This is a genomic window from Fusobacterium mortiferum ATCC 9817 (genome assembly GCF_000158195.2).
In the GTDB taxonomy this organism is placed as follows: Bacteria; Fusobacteriota; Fusobacteriia; order Fusobacteriales; family Fusobacteriaceae; genus Fusobacterium_A; species Fusobacterium_A mortiferum.
On the sequence record NZ_GL987993.1, the window covers coordinates 24,195 to 41,518 of the forward strand.

A 17,324-nucleotide genomic window follows, 5' to 3' on the forward strand; every position below is an offset into this window, starting at 1 on the left:
ATATGATAAAGATATATAATACTTTAACTAGGAAATTGGAGGAATTTAAACCTGTAAAAGAGGGAGAGGTATCAATGTATGTCTGTGGTCCTACTGTGTATAACTATATACATATAGGAAATGCTAGACCAGCAATATTTTTTGATACTGTAAGAAGATATTTTGAGTTTAGAGGATATAAGGTAACTTATGTTTCAAACTTTACAGATGTAGATGATAAAATAATTAAAAGGGCAAATGAAGAGGGAATAAGTTGTGAAGAGGTAGCTGCTAAATATATTAAAGCTTACTTTGAAGATACAGCTAAGGTAAACTTAAAAGAAGAGGGTATGATTAGACCTAAGGCTACTGAGCATATAGGTGGAATGATAAAATTAATAAAATCTCTAATAGAAAAAGGACATGCCTATGAATCTCAAGGAGATGTATACTTTGATGTAGAATCATACAAAGATGAGTATTTAGGGTTATCTCATCAAAATCTTGAAGATTTAAGAAGTGGGGCAAGAATAGAGATAAGTGAAATAAAAAAATCTCCGCTAGATTTTGCTCTATGGAAAAAGGCTAAAGAGGGAGAACCAAGCTGGAACTCTCCTTGGGGACAAGGTAGACCAGGTTGGCATATAGAGTGTTCAGCTATGTCTCATAAATATTTAGGAGATACATTTGATATTCATGGGGGAGGACAAGACTTAATATTCCCACATCATGAAAATGAGATAGCACAATCTAAATGTGGTTGTGGTGGAGATTATGCAAGATATTGGATGCACAATGGATATATCAATGTAAATGGAGAAAAAATGTCTAAATCTCTTGGAAATTTCTTCCTACTTAGAGATGTATTAGAGCACTACGATGGTAGAGTTGTAAGACTGTTTGTGCTTAGCTCTCACTATAGAAAGCCAATAGATTTTTCAGATGCAGAACTTACTCAAGCTAAAACTTCTCTTGAAAGAATAGAGAATGCTCTAATGAGAGGAAAAGAAGCAGTAATAGATGTAAAAGCTGATGGAAGCTCTTGTATGGAATTAAAAGAGCAATTAGCTGTAGCAAAAGAGAAATTTATAGCTGCTATGGATGAGGACTTCAATACTTCAATGGGACTTGGAGCTATATTTGAACTTGTAAAAGAGCTAAATAAAGCTGTGGATACTCCTATTAATGCAGAGGGAGCAGAGGTAGTAAAAGAGACTGTTGAGTATATTATAAATGTTATGGAAGAGGCTTTAGGAGTAAAATTAAAGCTTGAAACAGTTGTAGGCAATATGACTTCTGAACTTATAGAGTTTATACTTGAACTTAGAAGAGAGGCAAGAAATGAAAAGAACTGGGCTATGTCAGATAAGATAAGAGATAGACTAGCTGAAATGGGAATAAAAATAAAAGATGGAAAGGATAAGACTACATGGACAATGTAGATTTAAGAGAGACTAGTGGAGTGGTATTAGCTTATCTAGGAGATTCAATATGGGAATTAAATATTAGAAAGTATTGGATATCTAAGGGGTTAAATTTACGAAACTTAAATAGAAAAGTAAAAGATTGTGTAAATGCTAAAAGACAGAGTGAGTTATATAGAGAGATTTTTCCAAAACTAGAGGAGAAATTTCAAATGTTGGGGAATAGGTCAAAGAATGGAAATATAAAGACTTTTCCAAAATCTTGTAGTGTACAGGAGTATAGAGAAGCAACAGCTTTTGAAGCTTTGATAGCTGGATTCTATATAGAGGGTAGAGATGATTTAATAGAATTAGCAGTAAAATTATGTGTGGAGGAGAAAAAAGATGAAGTTTAAATTCCCAAATATTGGTTTTAATAGAAGCTTAGGAATAGATTTAGGGACTGCAAATACCCTAGTATATAGTAAAAAACATAGAAGAATAGTTTTAAATGAACCATCAGTGGTAGCAGTAGAGAGAGAGAGTAGAAAAATCTTAGCAGTAGGAAATGAAGCCAAAGAGATGTTAGGAAAAACTCCAGATACAATAGTGGCAGTAAAACCTCTTAGTGAAGGAGTTATAGCTGACTATGATGTAACAGAGGCTATGATAAAATACTTTATTAAAAAGGTTTTTGGTTCGTATAGCTTCTTTATGCCTGAGATAATGATATGTGTACCTATAGATGTAACAGGGGTAGAGAAGAGAGCTGTACTTGAGGCTGCTATATCAGCAGGAGCAAAGAGAGCCTATCTAATAGAAGAGGCTAGAGCAGCAGCTTTAGGTTCTGGTATGGATATCTCAGTTCCAGAGGGAAATATGATAATAGATATTGGTGGAGGTTCTACTGACGTAGCTGTAATTTCACTTGGTGGAACAGTTGTAAGTAAAACTATTAGAACAGCTGGAAATAACTTTGATGCTGATATTATCAAATATGTAAAGAAAACTCATAATCTATTGATAGGAGATAAGACAGCTGAAGAGGTAAAAATAAAAATAGGAACAGCATTACCATTAGAAGAGGAAGAGGTTATGACAATAAAAGGAAGAGACTTAATAATGGGGCTTCCTAAAACTGTAGAGATAACTTCTGAAGAGGTAAGAGAGGCTATACATGACTCTTTAATGGAGATAGTAGAGTGTGTAAAATATGTATTAGAACAAACTCCACCAGAACTAGCTTCAGATATAATTGATAAAGGTATGATAATGGCAGGTGGAGGTTCACTTATTAGAAACTTCCCAGAGTTAGTAGCAAAACATACAAATCTAACTGTTAGATTAGCAGAAAATCCATTAGAAAGTGTAGTTAGAGGAGCTGGACTTGCTCTTGACCAACTTAATGTTTTAAGACAGATAGAGAAGGCAGAGAGATAATGATAAGAGATATAATTTCCAATGAAGAGGTAAAGGAGTTTTTTAGAAATGAATTAAAACTAAAAAAAGACTCTGGAACTTATCTCTTCTATGGGAGTGATATGAGCTTGCTTATGGAGTTTGCTCTACATTTTGCTAAAGGATTGTGCTGTGAAACTTTAGAGGGAGATTTTTGTGGGGAGTGTAATATCTGTAAGAGGATAGATAAGATGCTTTATAGTGATTTAGAGATACTAGATAATCCTGATGGATTAAAAGTTGATGAGATAAGAGAATTAGCTTATAAATCATCTTCAAGTTCCTATGAGGGAAATAGGAAAATATTTATAATTAAAGATATAAGTAAGATGAAAAAGGAAGCTAGTAATGCACTTTTAAAGCTTATAGAGGAGCCTAATAAGGGAAGCTTTTTTATTCTTTTAAATACAAATCTAAATATTCTACCTACTATAAAGTCTAGAAGTATTTTAGTGAAAGTGAAGAAAAGGACAGCTGAAGAGCTTGAAGTAGATAATTATACCTATACTTTTTTTAGAGGAAATAGCGAGGATATAGAAAAATATAAACTATTGGATATAGATTTAGAGAGTGGATATTCATATCAGGAGATAGGAAAAGCTATTAAGGGATATGAAGAAACCAAAGAGTTAGAGTATAAGATAAATATATATAAAGCTCTTAGAGATTTTATAAATAATAGGGAGTATTTAAAGTTACATGAGAAGATATTTTTTGCTGAAGAGATAGTTAGAGCAACTTCAGATAGAAATATCTATAGGGAGATAGTAAGTTATATAGTTGATATAATGGGTTATTTAAATGGTTTAGAGGAGAGACTTACTATGAAGAGTATGCTTAGATTTCCTATAAATATGAAGGTATTTTTTATCAATCTATTTTTAGAGTTATAAATTAGAAAAGAGGCTATTGTAGTTTAATAAATTATAATTAAAGTAGAAAGGGCTGTTGCAAATTCTTAAATTGTAACAGCCCCTTTTATATCCCTAATAAATTTTTCAAATTAATACTTAGAAAGAAAATTTAAGAAAAAAATAATATATTAATATAAATTAAGCTATTTTAAAATAAATTATTATAATCTAAAATATTCTTAATTGATTTATTGTGTAAAATAAGGTATTATATCTAAGCACAGTAAAGAAATATGGTCTCATAGCTCAGTTGGGAGAGCACCTGCCTTACAAGCAGGGGGTCACAGGTTCAAGTCCTGTTGAGACCACCATTATTGGGGGTGTAGCTCAGTTGGTTAGAGCGCATGCCTGTCACGCATGAGGTCGCGAGTTCGACCCTCGTCACTCCCGCCATTATTCTTGCCCAGATAGCTCAGTCGGTAGAGCAGGGGACTGAAAATCCCCGTGTCGGTGGTTCGATTCCGCCTTTGGGCACCACTGACTAACAACTAAATATGGCGACGTCGCCAAGCGGTAAGGCAGAGGTCTGCAAAATCTCCATTCACCAGTTCAAATCTGGTCGTCGCCTCCATATGTAAATAACAACTCAAAAGAGTTGTTTTTTTATTTACATTGAGGATTAGTAATTTCATAAATATCTCTATCTAAATTCTTTTCTCCCCACTCACATAAAAGGTTTAAAATATCAGATAGAGATTTTCCTTTTTCTGTAAGAGAGTATTCTACTTTAGGTGGCACTTCTGGATATATTTTTCTTTGAATTAAACCATCATTTTCTAACTCTCTTAACTGATTAGTAAGAGTTTTTTTAGAAATGCTACCTATAGCAGATAAAAGTTCATTAAATCTTTTCTTCTCATCTTCTAATAAAAAATATAGTATTAAAAGTTTATATTTTCCACCTATCAATTTTAGAGTAAAATCCATTTCACAACTTAATTTTATTTTTTCCATAAATATCTCCTAGATTAATTTTATTATTGATATTATACAATAAAATTTTCTTAATTTAAAAGAAGTTTGGAAAAGTATAAAATAATAGAAAGTTAATATAAAAATACTTAAAGATAAAGAGTGGAGAGTTATTGTAACTTAAGAATTTACAATATTTTCTACTCTTTTTTATTAGTTAATCAGTTATATAAATAAGAAAACGTGAAAAAAGTTTGGAAAAATATATAAGAAAACGTGAAAAAATGATATAATAAAATATAAGAAAACGTGATTGTTATATTTTGAGGTGATAACATGCTTAAGAGAAAATTATATAATTCTCTACTTGAATGGAAAGAAAAATCTCAAGGAAAGTCAGCATTACTAATAGATGGGGCAAGAAGAATAGGAAAGAGCTATCTTTGTGAAGAGTTTGGAAAAAATGAGTATAAGAGCTATCTAATTATTGATTTTGGAAATATTTCAAGAGAAATAGTTGATTTATTTGAAAATGAAAGTAGTAATCTAGATCTATTTTTTATAAAATTGTCAGCTTTTTATGGAGTACAACTTTTTAGAAGAGAAAGTTTAATTGTATTTGATGAAGTTCAACAGTTTCCTAAAGCAAGGCAATTGATAAAATATTTAGTGAAAGATGGTAGATATGATTATATAGAAACAGGATCTTTATTGTCACTTAAAAGAAATACAGAAAATATAATACTTCCATCAGAAGAGAAACATATTCAAATGTATCCACTTGATTTTGAAGAGTTTTTATGGGCATTAGGAGATACTACAACCATTCCATTTTTAAAGATGTGTTTTGATGAGAAAAAGCCGCTAGGGCAAGCACTACATAGAAAAGTAATGAATGATTTTAGACAGTATATTTTAGTTGGTGGAATGCCGCAAGCTGTAAATGAATATATTGCTACAAAAGATTTTGCTAATGTTGACGAGATAAAAAGAGATATTTTAACTTTATATAGAAATGATATTAGTAAATTTGCTAAAGGATATGAGAATAAAGTAATATCTATTTTTGATGAGATTCAAAGTCAGCTATCTAAAAAAGAGAAGAAATATAAGTTGAGTTCTATATCAAAAGAGGCTAGATATAGAGAGTATGAGGATTCTTTCATGTGGTTAAATGATGCTATGATTGTTAATCCTTGCTATAATTCAACTGATCCAAATGTAGGACTTAATCTGAATAGTGATTATTCAACTAGGAAATGTTACTTAATGGATACAGGACTTCTTGTTACTCAAACTTTTATGGATGGAAGTTATACTGATAATGAGATTTATAAAGCGATTCTCTTTAATAAATTGAATATAAATGAAGGAATGATTATGGAGAATATTGTAGCTCAAATATTAAGAACAAATGGGCATAAACTATTTTTTTATTCAAGGTATGATAAAGAAAATAAAGAAAATAATATGGAGCTGGATTTTCTTATAAAAGATAAGAAAAATATAAAAAAACTAGCAGTGATAGAGGTCAAATCCTCTACTTACAGACAACACTCTTCTCTTGATAAATTTAGAAAGAAATATAGTGAAAGAATAAATAACTCATATATTCTATACCAAAAAGATTTAATGGTAAAAGATGGAGTTATTCATTTGCCAATATATATGGGAATATTTCTATAAAATTAGATGTAATAGAGAAGAATAGTCTAAAAAAAATCTTATAAATTAAAAGAGAGTAGATTTCAAAAATAGATTTGAAAGGCTACTCTTTTTTATTTTTTGTAAAAATTGGAAGTGAGTGGTAGTGAGCAGTAGTAAGTTTTAGCTAGTGGAATTGTAGAAATAAAAATGATAATGTATATATACAGTAATAAAAAAATTATAGGGGGATTAATTATTATGGAAAGACCAAGTTATTTTGCAGTGATACCAGCAAGTGTGAGATATGATGAGAGGCTTAAACCTTCAGAGAAAATTTTGTATGCAGAGATAACAGCTCTGATAAATATTAAAGGGTATTGCTATGCAACAAATCAATATTTTTCAAAGTTATATGGAGTACATAAAAACTCTATAAGTATTTGGATAAATAATCTTATTAAGTGTGGGTACCTCAAGGTAAAGTATGTGATAAGAGAGATAGAGGGACAGAAGAGACAGGAGAGAAGAATATATGTTGTAAAGAGAAAGGAGATAAAAAAAGAAATAGAGACAATACAAGAAAAAATTGTTAGTGAAAGTGTAAAAGAGTACGAGGAAGATAGAATTTTGAAAGATGAGAAGAGTGAGGAAAAAGAGGAGTGTAAAGAAAAATTAGAGGAAATAGCACAAAAAAATTTAGGAGACTCTCAAAAAGATATTATAGAGGGTACCAATAAAAAGCTGGAGAAGATTAATACAAGTAGATTAGTACAAGAAGATTATATATTACACACACACTCACAAAAAGAGAGTGAAAAATTTCCTGTGATAAGAGAGATTTTAGAAAAGTATAATCAAGTTGGATTACCTAGTTTTGAATTTCCCCCAGATAACCATATAATTTTAAAAGCCTATGGAGAATTGGGAGCAAGTGGAGTTTTTAAAGCATTGGAGATAATGGGAGAATCAGAGTTTGTAAAAAATAATATGAGTGTTAATACAATTTTTAAACTGGAGAATTTGAAAAAAGCTCTCAATGGAAGTTTTAAAAATAGGGATAGTAGAGTGTATTTTGAGAGGGAAAAGAAGTGTGAAAAGAAAGAGGGTGAGAATGAGAAGAAAAGAGATAGAGAGTTAGAAGAGTTTTTAAATAGTAATCCTGATAATAGAGATGATATTCCTGAACTATTTAGTAGTGAAGAATTATTTGATAGAAATTAGGAGGGAGAGTATGAAGTGTCAATACTGCGGAAAAGAGTATGTAAAAAATGAGAGTGAAGGGATTGAGTATCTGCCAGAATTTATTAGAAAGCATATAGAGTATATTCCTAGTTGTGATTGTTTGGAAAAAATAAAAGAGAGAGAAAGAGAAGAAGAGATAAGAAAACAACAAGCTGAATCTATAAAAAATCGTGTTAAAAAATATAGGGATATCTCTGTAGTGGATAGTAAATTTTTAAAAAGTACCTTTGAAATAGCTGATATGAGTGAAAAATATATGAAGGTAGCTCTTCGTTATGCTAAAAGTTTTATGGAAAAGAAAATGGATATAGGGATAATATTTTATGGAGGAGTAGGAGTAGGGAAAACATTTGCTACTGCCTGTATAGCTAATTATCTAATGAGTAGAGGAAAGAGTGTATTTGTAATAAATCTGGGATTATATTTACTCAAGCTCACTAAAGAGTGGGGACAAGGGGAGATGGAGTTGCTAAAAATTGTAGAAAATTGTGATTTATTGATAATAGATGATTTTGGAGTAGAAAAATCTCTTGAGGATAAAAATGCAAGTTGGAGAGCAGAGAAAATATATAATCTCATAGATAGTAGATATAGATGTGGAAAACCTTTAATTATCTCTACTAATTTGGAATTTGATGAAGATGAGGATAGATGTGAGATAGCTAGAAGATTTTCTGCAAAAGGAAAGAATAGAATAAGGGATAGAATAGTTGAGATGTGTTACCCTATAAAAGTGGAAGGAAAAAGTCGTAGAAAAGTTAATAAACAAAGATTTTATGAGCTTTTAAAAGAATAAATAGAGTAAGTGGTAGTAAGTTGTAATAAGTCTTAGATACTGGTATTGAGAAAAGAAAAATGTTACCATATGTGTAGGAATCATGATTACCTAATAAATCTAAAAAGTCAAAATTAAAAAATTAAAGGAGGAATGTAGTATGTCAGTAGTAACAACAGTTCAAAAGGAGATTGAGAGTCTAAAAAATTCTATAAAAAGGGAGAAGGCAATAGAGTCAAATATATTTGATATGACAGCAGTGATAGAACATATAGCAGAGTTGAAAGAAGCCTCAGAACCTATGGCAGAGGAAAGTCCATACGAATCATATGAGGAATGGCAAGCAGCAGCAGAAAAAGAGCTAAAAGGATATCAAAGCTCATTGGCAACAATAGCAGAGAACAAGGAGATATTAGTGGCATTGGAAACTTATATATCAGAGCATCCTGAAGGAGTTTAGAAGTTATAAGAGTTATTTAATGAGGTAAGGTAGGGAGAAATTACTTGAAGTGTAGAGCAAAACTCACTTAGGGAATTTCTCCCTTTTGTTATGTAGGAGGATATATGAATAAGGCAAGTGTAAGGAGTAAGAAAAAATTAGAGGGAGTAGATAGTAGGTTAGTACTGTTGGTAGGATATGCTTTGGCAATATCTCCAGTGGATTTTTTTGTAAATGAGGGGGTAAGAAGTGAGAAAAAACAAAAAGAGTACTATAAGCAGGGAAAAAGTAAATGTGATGGGGTAGTAAATAGAAGTAAACATCAAGATGGAAAAGCAATAGATGTGTATTATGTGGGCTGGGAGAGTGATGATAGTTTAACAGATGGCAGATGGTATATTTTAATAGAGAGCTTTAAAAAGGCTGGAAAGATGTTGGGATTAAAATTGAGGTTTGGATATGACTGGGGTTGGGACAACCCACATATAGAATTAAGGTAGCACAGAAGATAAACTTCTGTGTCTCAATAATCATAGTCGTTCTATAAGAACTCCTTGATTATTGGAATTGGGGCTGGGATAATCCTCATATAGAGTTAAGGTAGCACAAAAAATAAAAAGACCCCGAAGGGTTTGAGGAACACTATCTGTTCTTATACCACCACCAAACAATGATAAGTAGAACAATGAAAGTTCCACCTTCAATAGAGTTGATGTTGATTGTGATGTACATATAGTGTACCTCCTTATAAATGGTATTCTACCTTGCTTAAGGGCAGAATAAAAGCCCCAATAAAAATTAGGGCTAATATTCTAAGCTTAATAATACCATTTATAAGTCCCCAACAGAGTGTCAATCAAAGATTGACTTATGTAGCTCTATTAAGTAATTAGATTATAGCATAAAGTCAATAGAAAGTCAAAAAGGAGAGGAGGGAGAGAATGGGAAAAGTATTGGATATGGTAATCAAATTTGTAAAGTATTTTATCTGTAAATGGTTTGCAACAAGAGTAATAGAAAGGATAGTGATACTATTACTAGAGGAACTAGTAAAAAGAACAGATAGTAAGCTAGATGACAGAATCTATCAAGCAGTATTTGAAGAAGTAGAAAAGGAGGTATAGAAAAATAAAGTAACAGAGTGAATAAAAAAAGGAGGTTTAAAATGAAAAAGCATAGCTATATAAAGTATATGATGTGGATAGGAAAAAGAGCAAATGAATGGGGGTAAATATGGAGTATATAAAAATAATTAGTGGAGTTTTAGCAATATTTATAGGTTATCACAAATTTATACTTTCTCTGCTAGATAGAAAGATAGACAAGGAGATCTGGGAGAGGGAGAAAAAACTTTTAGAAAGAATAGAGAAGGAAAATAGAAAAAATCTTGTAGAAGGACTTAGAAGAATAGAAGAAAGAATAACAAGAATTGAAGAAAAGTTGATGAGATAAAATAATAGGAGGGGTTTAGAACTATGGATAATAAAAATAAAAGAAGTGGAAGAAAAACAGGAAAAATAACAGTAGGAATGAATCATGAGGAGTATATTTTCTATAAACTATCTAGACTCTCAAAGGTAGATAAAAAATTAGCTAGAGCTATGGTAAGAGATTTAGGGGTATGGACTAGCCCTAAAAAAGCAGCTGCATATTTAACAAAGTATGTGTCAACAATATATGAGAAAATAAATTCTAAAGAGATTTTTGCTAAAAAGGTTGGGAATAAATATTTGATACTGACAGAGAGTTTGATATTACTTTTAGAAGGGTTAGATAATTAGAAAAGCTATCCAAATATCTTAGGATAGCCAATGGAAAAGGTAGTTAAAGTTTTGACGGACTGACTACCTTTTTTTATTAAGTACGCCTTTTAGCAAAAAAACGCACTACTAATTTTACAAAACAAAGTATCTTCTAATTTAAAGATACCCTTTTTATTAATAAAAGTCAATAGTTTTTCCATTTTATTTATAAAAATTAAGAGAATTTTTATAGATAAAAAAACTCGTTTTTGCTAAAAGAAGTACTTTTTATATCTTAAGGAGGGAGTTTATTATGAAAAGGGAATTAGAAAAGAGTTTAAAAAGATATTTAAAAAGAAAAGTTAGAATAACTTTAGGTTTTGTAACAGCTTTTGCTATTATGGGGAATGTGGGGCTTGCTTCTGAAGCTATAGAAGGGAGTCTTGACTGGAGTATGGAGAAAGCAAAAGAGTGGACAGAAGGATATGATGGTAGTAATAAAATAAAAGAAATAACGGGAGATAGAGTTTCAATATCAGAAGCAGGGGAGATAAAGTTAGATGGTATAGTATTAGTAACTGTTCCTCAAACAAATATCTCTAACAAAGTTTTAACTAATATTAATAATACAGCAGATTTATTAGATAAACATATTAATGGAAATACTGAGCTAGTAATAGGAAAAGATGCTGATGGAAATGAAATTGTTGGGTATAATGAAGGACTAGCTTTACAAAATAACGGAGAAGTAGTAGAACAAGATACAGGTTTTGAAATTTCTGGAGAGGGAAATATATTTGTAAATGATGGAGAGTTAAATAAATCTCAAAAATCACTAGAGGGAGCCACTATAGTTAATAAGGGAGAGATTACTTTTACTGGAGATGGCGGACAAAGTATAGGAAGTAATGGAGTAGGTTATAATTATGGAATAATAGCTAATGATGGAGTTAGTGGACAATATATATTAGGAACAGGATATAATTATGGAATAATAGCCAATAGTGGAAATACAGGACAAAACATAGGAAGTAATGGAATAGGTTATAATTTTGGATTAATACATAATAAAGGAAATTATGGGCAAAATATAGGAAGTAATGGAGTAGGTTATAATTATGGAGTAATTATAAATACAAATAACAATAGTGCTCAAAGTATAATAGGAACAGGATATAATTATGGAATATTATCTGGCTTATATGGGCAATTTATATCAAAAGATACAACTACTAATACGTCAGGAATAGGATACAATTATGGAATTATTAATGTTAATACTAATGCTTCTGGTCAGTATATAGGAAAAGACAAAGGAGGAAAAGTTTATAATTATGGAATAATAAATAATAATGGTGGAACAGCTATTAATATATCTTCAGGAGAAGCGAGCAATTATGGAGTAGTAAAAAATACAACAGGAGCAGTATTTAATGGTAAAGTTGATAACTATGGAATAGTTATCTATACTACTGCTAATCAAGGAGCTTTAGGAACTGGTACAAATAAAGGAGTGGTTTTAGATAGTACTTACACTCTTGTTAGTGGAAAAAATGATGGTGTAATAGAATTATCATCAACTGGAAATATAAGTGGAGATAATGATAAAACTTATTATACAAAAGATAATACAATAGATTTTTCTCAAGACTTAACTGGAAATGTTTTAACAGCAGTTATAACTGGAGATGATGTAGCGTATAATTATAACGGTTCAGATGAATTAGTATTAAATGATAGTGTTGTAACAGGATATTTTACTGATGGTGGAAAGGGAACTTTATTAAATGTTTCAAATGATTTAGTATTGGTTAATAGTACAATAAATGCTGTAACAGATATTGAAAATAGAGATGATGTAACAGCAGTTAAACTAGATGGAGGAACTTTAACACAAATAGGAGAGAGCCAAATAGTAGGAAAAGTTGAAGGAGAGGGAGGTATAAATTATCTAGCTTCTCAAAGTAAAGAGCAATCTATAAGTATAAATGGTGAAGTAACTCTTAGAAATGCTACTGCAGATGAAGTTATTAATTATGGAATAACTAATAATAAAACTGATATTAGTTTTAAAATTTTAGAAGCAGATAAACTTACTTTAGATTTTACTGTTGAAGATAGTGAAAATGTAAATAAAATAGTTTTAGGGGATAATGTAGTGATAGGAGAAGCAACAACTACAACTCCTGTAATAGATGGAAGTTCTTCAAGTGAAAAAATAAATTTAACTATCAATGATATTACTGGAATACATGGTGATATAACTCTTGGAAATAATGATGATACTCTAACTATTGCTAAAAACTATGCATATGATGGAGTTATAGATTTAGGTAATGGAACTAATGATATTTTAAATTTAAGCCATTCAGATGAAGGAACTACTCATGTAAAAAATGAAGAAAATACTTTTAACTACAAAGTTCATAATGTAGAGGAAATAAATTTAACTGGTGGACACTGGCATATAGACAATACTAAAACAGAGATTACTGGAGATAAAGTTAATTTAAATATTTCTGGAGAGTTACACGTAGAAGTAAATAGTCTTGGAGCTGGAAAAGGTGTAGAAACTAGTATGGACGGAGTAGGTAAAGATGTAAATGATTTTACTGTATCAGCAGGAGAAGGAATAAAATTTGTAGTAGGAGATAATTTTAATGCTTTAGAGCCAAGCTACTCTTTTGAAACTGAATATAAACTAGGGGCAGATACTGAAATTAAAGGAGCAGTTATCTTTGATACAAGTGCTTCTACAGTAACTGAAGATTCAGTAGGACATATTAATATTAGAGTAAAAGAAGCAGATGAATTAGGACTAGGGGATTATGCAGCTATCTATGATACTGTAATTAAAAATCTAAGTGAAAATGATGCACTAAGAAATGCTATAAACTATCAAGATGGAGGACAGTTCCAAGATATGATTAAAAATACTGACTTCCAAGCTTCTGCTTTCTATACAACAGGATATGCAGTAACTAAAGATGTAACAGATATGTATATGGATACAGTAGAAAGCTTTGGTAGAAAAGCTGGAGCTGGAGAATGGTTAGCATTTGGTAAATATTTAAGCTCTGATACAGAGTTTGATGGTGGTAGTTCATCAAGAGGATATGATGGAGATATTACAGGAACTGTTGGAATGGTAGAGTATGGAGTAAACGATACTACATCTTATGGAGTAGTATTTGGAAAAGGAGATACTGAGATAGATATTACTGGTGGTGGAAAACTAGATGGAGATAACACATATATTGGTGGTTATGTAAAACATACAACAGAGGGTGGAATAGAATTACTAGGAAATATTGGATTTACTAAGAGTGATTTAGATGCTAAGTTCTCTACACATGATACAGTAGGTGGAGTAAATTATAATATTATCTCTGATGGAAGTTCTGATGCTGATGCAATAACTCTATCATTAAAAGCTAAGAAACCATATAGTATAAGTGAAACTTTAAGAGTAGAGCCAATGTTAGGAGCTAGATATACTCTTATCAATCAAGATGCAGTAGAAAGTAGTGATAGAAACTTTAGAATAGATGAGAGAGATGTAACTGTATTAGAAGGAATGGCAGGAGCAGACTTAGTAAAAGATTTCTCTGTGGCTAATGGAAAACTTTCACTTAAGACAGGAGTAGAGGTATCACTTCTAAGTGTAAGTGATTCTGATGATGCTAGATATACATTATATGGAAATGAAATAGCATTAGTAAACGAAGAAGAGATAGCAGATAGTAAAGTTTCAGCTCATGTAGGATTTGGTTATGAGCATGAAAATGGAGTAGGAGTAGATGCTAGATACAAATTTATCTGGACAGATAAAGGAGATAGTAATAGAGCAGAAGTAGGATTATCATATAGATTCTAATATATAAAATAGCCTTTTCATAAAATGTAACTCATAAAAATAAGGAATAGATGGTAAGCCATAAAACACTTATCATCTATTTCTTTATATGGAGAAATAGTGGTATTGTAATAATGGTAAGAATGGAAAAAACATATATAAGAAAGAGGGAAAAGAAATATGCAATATATAGTTTATTTGATAAGAAGAGATTAACGAAATATTATGATAATATAGAAGAATTAGAAGAAAATGTATATATTGCTAAAGATGAAAAAACTGGGAAATTTGCATTTTTAAGTTCAAGATTTTCTACAAAAACTGAATATAAAGAGATAATTAAGGTATTAGATACAGAGATTAATGAGTATCTTTATATAGGAATTGTAGCTGAAGAGGAAAGAACAGATATTTTAACCAAGATAGATAAAATAAATATAAAAGAGTTAAGTGAAAAAGAATATAATAAAATAATTAATTTACTTCCAAAAAATTAAGAAGAAAAAGGATTTTAGTCTAAGATGTTGTTATCAAAAAGCATCGAGATTAGAATCCTTTTTTTGAAAATATAAAACGCAATTAGTGTACACTATATAAAAATAATACATAAAGTCTTGACAAAAAACAATTCATAAGGTAATATTCTATTGTAAACGGTTACATAAAATGGTGATAATATGAAAATGAAAGATATAGCTAAGGAATTGGGATTATCAATAGCAACAGTTTCTCGTGTAGTAAATGGACATACTAATGTAAATGAAGAAACAAAAAAGAGAGTACAGGAATTTATAGAGAAAAAAAATTATACTCCTAATGTGATAGCACAGAATCTATCTAAAATGGAAAATAAGACAATAGCTCTTTTAGTTCCAAATATCAGCAATCCATTTTTTGCTACCCTTACAAATTATATTTGTAAAAATTTCAATAGAGGTGGGTATCAAATAGCTTTATACAATACAGTGGAGAGTTTGGAGCAGGAAAAAGAAGCTATAAAAAATATTTTAGGTCATAGAATAGCAGGAGTAATAGCCATCCTAATTAATGGAGATTATGAAGAAAATCCCCTAACACCTCTTTTAAAACAGAAAATACAAGTATATTTAGTGGATAGAGAGTTTGAGGATTCTAAGCTTCCTGGGGTATTTATAGATAACTATATTGGAGCTTACAAGCTTACAAAGGAATTATTAGAAAGAGGACATAGAGATATAGCTCTAATAACAGGTAATTTAGATTTTCTAAATGCTAGAGAGAGAATGAGAGGATATATAGAAGCTCATAATGATATGGGAGTAGAGGTAAAAGAGAAAAATATTTATGAGGGAGATTATCTTTTTGAAAGTGGATATATAGCTGGGAAAAAGATTTTAGATAGCTCAGTAACTGCTGTCTTTTCATCTAATAACCTAATGTTATACGGAGTATTGAAAGCATTGAAAGAAAAAGATAAGGAGTTAGAACTAGCTTGCTTTGAAAAAACAGAGTTTTTAGAGCTGTTAGATAGAAATATTCTTTCTTGTTCAATTCCATTGGAGATAATGGGAGAAAAAATTTATCAGTTGTTTGTTAATAAAGAGAAGAGAAAAAAAATACATATAGAACCTTTGTTAGAAAAGAGAGGAGAGTAAATGAAAAAAGTAGTTGTAGTTGGAAGTATAAATATGGACTTAGTAACTAGATGTAAAAGAGCTCCTAAAGGAGGAGAGACACTTTTTGGAGAGGAGTTTTTCCAAGTGCCTGGTGGAAAAGGAGCTAACCAAGCAGTGGCTATTGGAAAACTAGGTACAGAGGTTACAATGCTTGGGAAAGTGGGAAAGGATTCCTTTGGAAAAGATTTAATCAACTCTATGAAAGAGAGTGGAGTAGATGCTAGATATATTGAAGAGGGAGAAAAATCTACAGGAATAGCTAAGATAATAGTAGAGGAGAACGGACAGAATAGAATCTTAGTTGTAGCAGGTGCTAATAGTGAAGTAGATAAAGCCTATATAGATAGATACCTAGATGTTATAAAAGAGTGTGATATTGTAGTAGCTCAGTTAGAGATACCAGTAGAAATAGTAGCTTATGCTCTAGCAAAGGCAAAGGAATTTGGAAAGATGACTATTTTAAATCCAGCTCCAGCAAGAGAGTTAGATGATGAGATAATAAAAAATAGCGATTTAATCATTCCAAATGAGAGTGAATTGGCTCTAATAACAGGAATGCCAACAGAAACAGAAGAGGAGATAAAAAAAGCTGGAGAAAAACTTTTAGATATGGGAGTTTCTAACCTTATAGTTACTTTAGGAAGTAAAGGTTCTCTTCACTTAAATAGAGAAGTATGTGAGTTTCATTCAGCTTACAAGGTAAAAGCAATAGATACTACAGCTGCTGGAGATAGCTTTATAGGTGGGCTAGTAAGAGAGTTAAAAGACAATAATGTAGGAGAAGCAATAGAGTTTGCTACAAAGGTATCTGCAATAGCAGTAACTAGAAAAGGTGCACAAACATCAATACCAACAATAGAAGAAGTAGAAAATTTTGAGGGGGTAAAAAATGAAGAGAAGTAGACTACTAAACAGTGAATTATCTTATGAAATAGCAAAAATAGGGCATACAGCTCATATTACACTTTGTGATGCTGGACTTCCAATACCTAATGGAGTAAAGAGAATTGATTTAGCGGTAGAAGCTGGGTTACCATCTTTTATCAGTGTGTTAAAGCCAATACTAAGTGAGATGCAAGTAGAGGAGATAGTTTTAGCAGAAGAGATAAAAGAAAAAAATCCTGTTATGCTAGAAAAAATTTTAAAAAGCTTTGAAGAGGTTGGAATGAATCCTAATATAATTTGGGTAAAACATGAAGAGTTTAAAAAGATTACAAGAGAGAGTGAGGCAATAGTAAGAACTGGAGAGTGTTCTCCATATGCAAATGTTATCTTAAAATCTGGGGTAGTTTTTTAGGAGAA

General features: G+C 30.9%; 18 protein-coding genes and 4 tRNA genes. 21 read left to right on the forward strand and 1 reads right to left on the reverse strand.

Features of this window, described 5'->3' with window-relative positions; genetic code table 11:
• Positions 1–2 precede the first annotated feature (2 nt).
• The 8 genes from cysS (at position 3) to FMAG_RS08320 (ending at position 4,325) form a co-directional block, all read left to right on the forward strand.
• A complete protein-coding gene (gene cysS / locus FMAG_RS08285; RefSeq protein ID WP_005885816.1) occupies positions 3–1,421 on the forward strand; it encodes a cysteine--tRNA ligase in 1,419 nt (472 codons plus the stop codon).
• Positions 1,409–1,798, forward strand: a complete 390-nt coding sequence (locus FMAG_RS08290; protein ID WP_005885817.1) for a ribonuclease III domain-containing protein — start codon at positions 1,409–1,411, stop codon at positions 1,796–1,798. The genes cysS and FMAG_RS08290 overlap by 13 nt, the downstream gene beginning before the upstream one ends.
• Positions 1,788–2,822 carry a rod shape-determining protein gene (mreB, locus tag FMAG_RS08295; protein WP_005885819.1) on the forward strand — a complete coding sequence of 345 codons (1,035 nt, stop codon included), beginning with the start codon at positions 1,788–1,790 and terminating at the stop codon, positions 2,820–2,822. The genes FMAG_RS08290 and mreB overlap by 11 nt, the downstream gene beginning before the upstream one ends.
• Positions 2,822–3,733, forward strand: coding sequence for an ATPase (locus FMAG_RS08300; RefSeq protein WP_005885821.1), 912 nt, complete (start codon positions 2,822–2,824; stop codon positions 3,731–3,733). The genes mreB and FMAG_RS08300 overlap by 1 nt, the downstream gene beginning before the upstream one ends.
• A gap of 256 nt (positions 3,734–3,989) precedes the next feature.
• Positions 3,990–4,065: transfer RNA gene (locus FMAG_RS08305), tRNA-Val, on the forward strand.
• Positions 4,066–4,070: 5 nt separating this feature from the next.
• Positions 4,071–4,147: transfer RNA gene (locus FMAG_RS08310), tRNA-Asp, on the forward strand.
• 8 nt (positions 4,148–4,155) lie between these two features.
• Positions 4,156–4,231: transfer RNA gene (locus FMAG_RS08315), tRNA-Phe, on the forward strand.
• Between the two features lie 19 nt (positions 4,232–4,250).
• A tRNA-Cys gene (locus FMAG_RS08320) sits at positions 4,251–4,325 on the forward strand.
• A gap of 32 nt (positions 4,326–4,357) precedes the next feature.
• On the opposite strand, the gene FMAG_RS08325 is transcribed toward FMAG_RS08320, so the two are convergent.
• Positions 4,358–4,708, reverse strand: a complete 351-nt coding sequence (locus FMAG_RS08325) for a winged helix-turn-helix transcriptional regulator (protein ID WP_005885823.1) — start codon at positions 4,706–4,708, stop codon at positions 4,358–4,360.
• Between the two features lie 294 nt (positions 4,709–5,002).
• On the opposite strand from FMAG_RS08325, the gene FMAG_RS08330 reads away from it, so the two are divergent.
• The 13 genes from FMAG_RS08330 to rbsD all read left to right on the forward strand — a co-directional run bounded on the left by FMAG_RS08330 (position 5,003) and on the right by rbsD (position 17,319).
• Complete coding sequence (locus FMAG_RS08330) at positions 5,003–6,352, forward strand: ATP-binding protein (RefSeq protein ID WP_005885826.1); 1,350 nt, start codon at positions 5,003–5,005, stop codon at positions 6,350–6,352.
• A 219-nt stretch (positions 6,353–6,571) separates the two neighbouring features.
• Positions 6,572–7,534 (forward strand): helix-turn-helix domain-containing protein, encoded by a 963-nt coding sequence (locus FMAG_RS13370; protein WP_005885828.1) that lies wholly within the window; start codon positions 6,572–6,574, stop codon positions 7,532–7,534.
• Positions 7,535–7,544: 10 nt separating this feature from the next.
• Positions 7,545–8,351 carry an ATP-binding protein gene (locus FMAG_RS08345; protein WP_005885829.1) on the forward strand — a complete coding sequence of 269 codons (807 nt, stop codon included), beginning with the start codon at positions 7,545–7,547 and terminating at the stop codon, positions 8,349–8,351.
• 139 nt (positions 8,352–8,490) lie between these two features.
• Entirely contained in the window at positions 8,491–8,790 is a 300-nt protein-coding gene (locus FMAG_RS08350; RefSeq protein ID WP_005885833.1) for a hypothetical protein, read from the forward strand.
• 104 nt (positions 8,791–8,894) lie between these two features.
• Positions 8,895–9,269: a M15 family metallopeptidase domain-containing protein gene (locus FMAG_RS08355; RefSeq protein WP_005885835.1), complete on the forward strand. Its 375-nt coding sequence runs from the start codon at positions 8,895–8,897 to the stop codon at positions 9,267–9,269.
• Between the two features lie 441 nt (positions 9,270–9,710).
• Positions 9,711–9,893 (forward strand): hypothetical protein, encoded by a 183-nt coding sequence (locus FMAG_RS08360; protein WP_005885837.1) that lies wholly within the window; start codon positions 9,711–9,713, stop codon positions 9,891–9,893.
• A 109-nt stretch (positions 9,894–10,002) separates the two neighbouring features.
• A complete protein-coding gene (locus FMAG_RS08365; protein WP_005885839.1) occupies positions 10,003–10,221 on the forward strand; it encodes a hypothetical protein in 219 nt (72 codons plus the stop codon).
• A 23-nt stretch (positions 10,222–10,244) separates the two neighbouring features.
• Entirely contained in the window at positions 10,245–10,550 is a 306-nt protein-coding gene (locus tag FMAG_RS08370) for a MerR family transcriptional regulator (RefSeq protein WP_005885841.1), read from the forward strand.
• A gap of 274 nt (positions 10,551–10,824) precedes the next feature.
• Positions 10,825–14,388, forward strand: coding sequence for an autotransporter family protein (locus tag FMAG_RS08375; protein WP_005885843.1), 3,564 nt, complete (start codon positions 10,825–10,827; stop codon positions 14,386–14,388).
• Between the two features lie 50 nt (positions 14,389–14,438).
• Positions 14,439–14,864 carry a hypothetical protein gene (locus FMAG_RS08380; protein ID WP_005885845.1) on the forward strand — a complete coding sequence of 142 codons (426 nt, stop codon included), beginning with the start codon at positions 14,439–14,441 and terminating at the stop codon, positions 14,862–14,864.
• A gap of 180 nt (positions 14,865–15,044) precedes the next feature.
• Positions 15,045–16,001, forward strand: coding sequence for a LacI family DNA-binding transcriptional regulator (locus FMAG_RS08385; protein ID WP_005885846.1), 957 nt, complete (start codon positions 15,045–15,047; stop codon positions 15,999–16,001).
• Positions 16,002–16,925, forward strand: coding sequence for a ribokinase (rbsK, locus tag FMAG_RS08390; RefSeq protein ID WP_005885848.1), 924 nt, complete (start codon positions 16,002–16,004; stop codon positions 16,923–16,925).
• Positions 16,912–17,319, forward strand: a complete 408-nt coding sequence (gene rbsD / locus FMAG_RS08395; RefSeq protein ID WP_005885849.1) for a D-ribose pyranase — start codon at positions 16,912–16,914, stop codon at positions 17,317–17,319. The genes rbsK and rbsD overlap by 14 nt, the downstream gene beginning before the upstream one ends.
• Positions 17,320–17,324 lie beyond the last annotated feature (5 nt).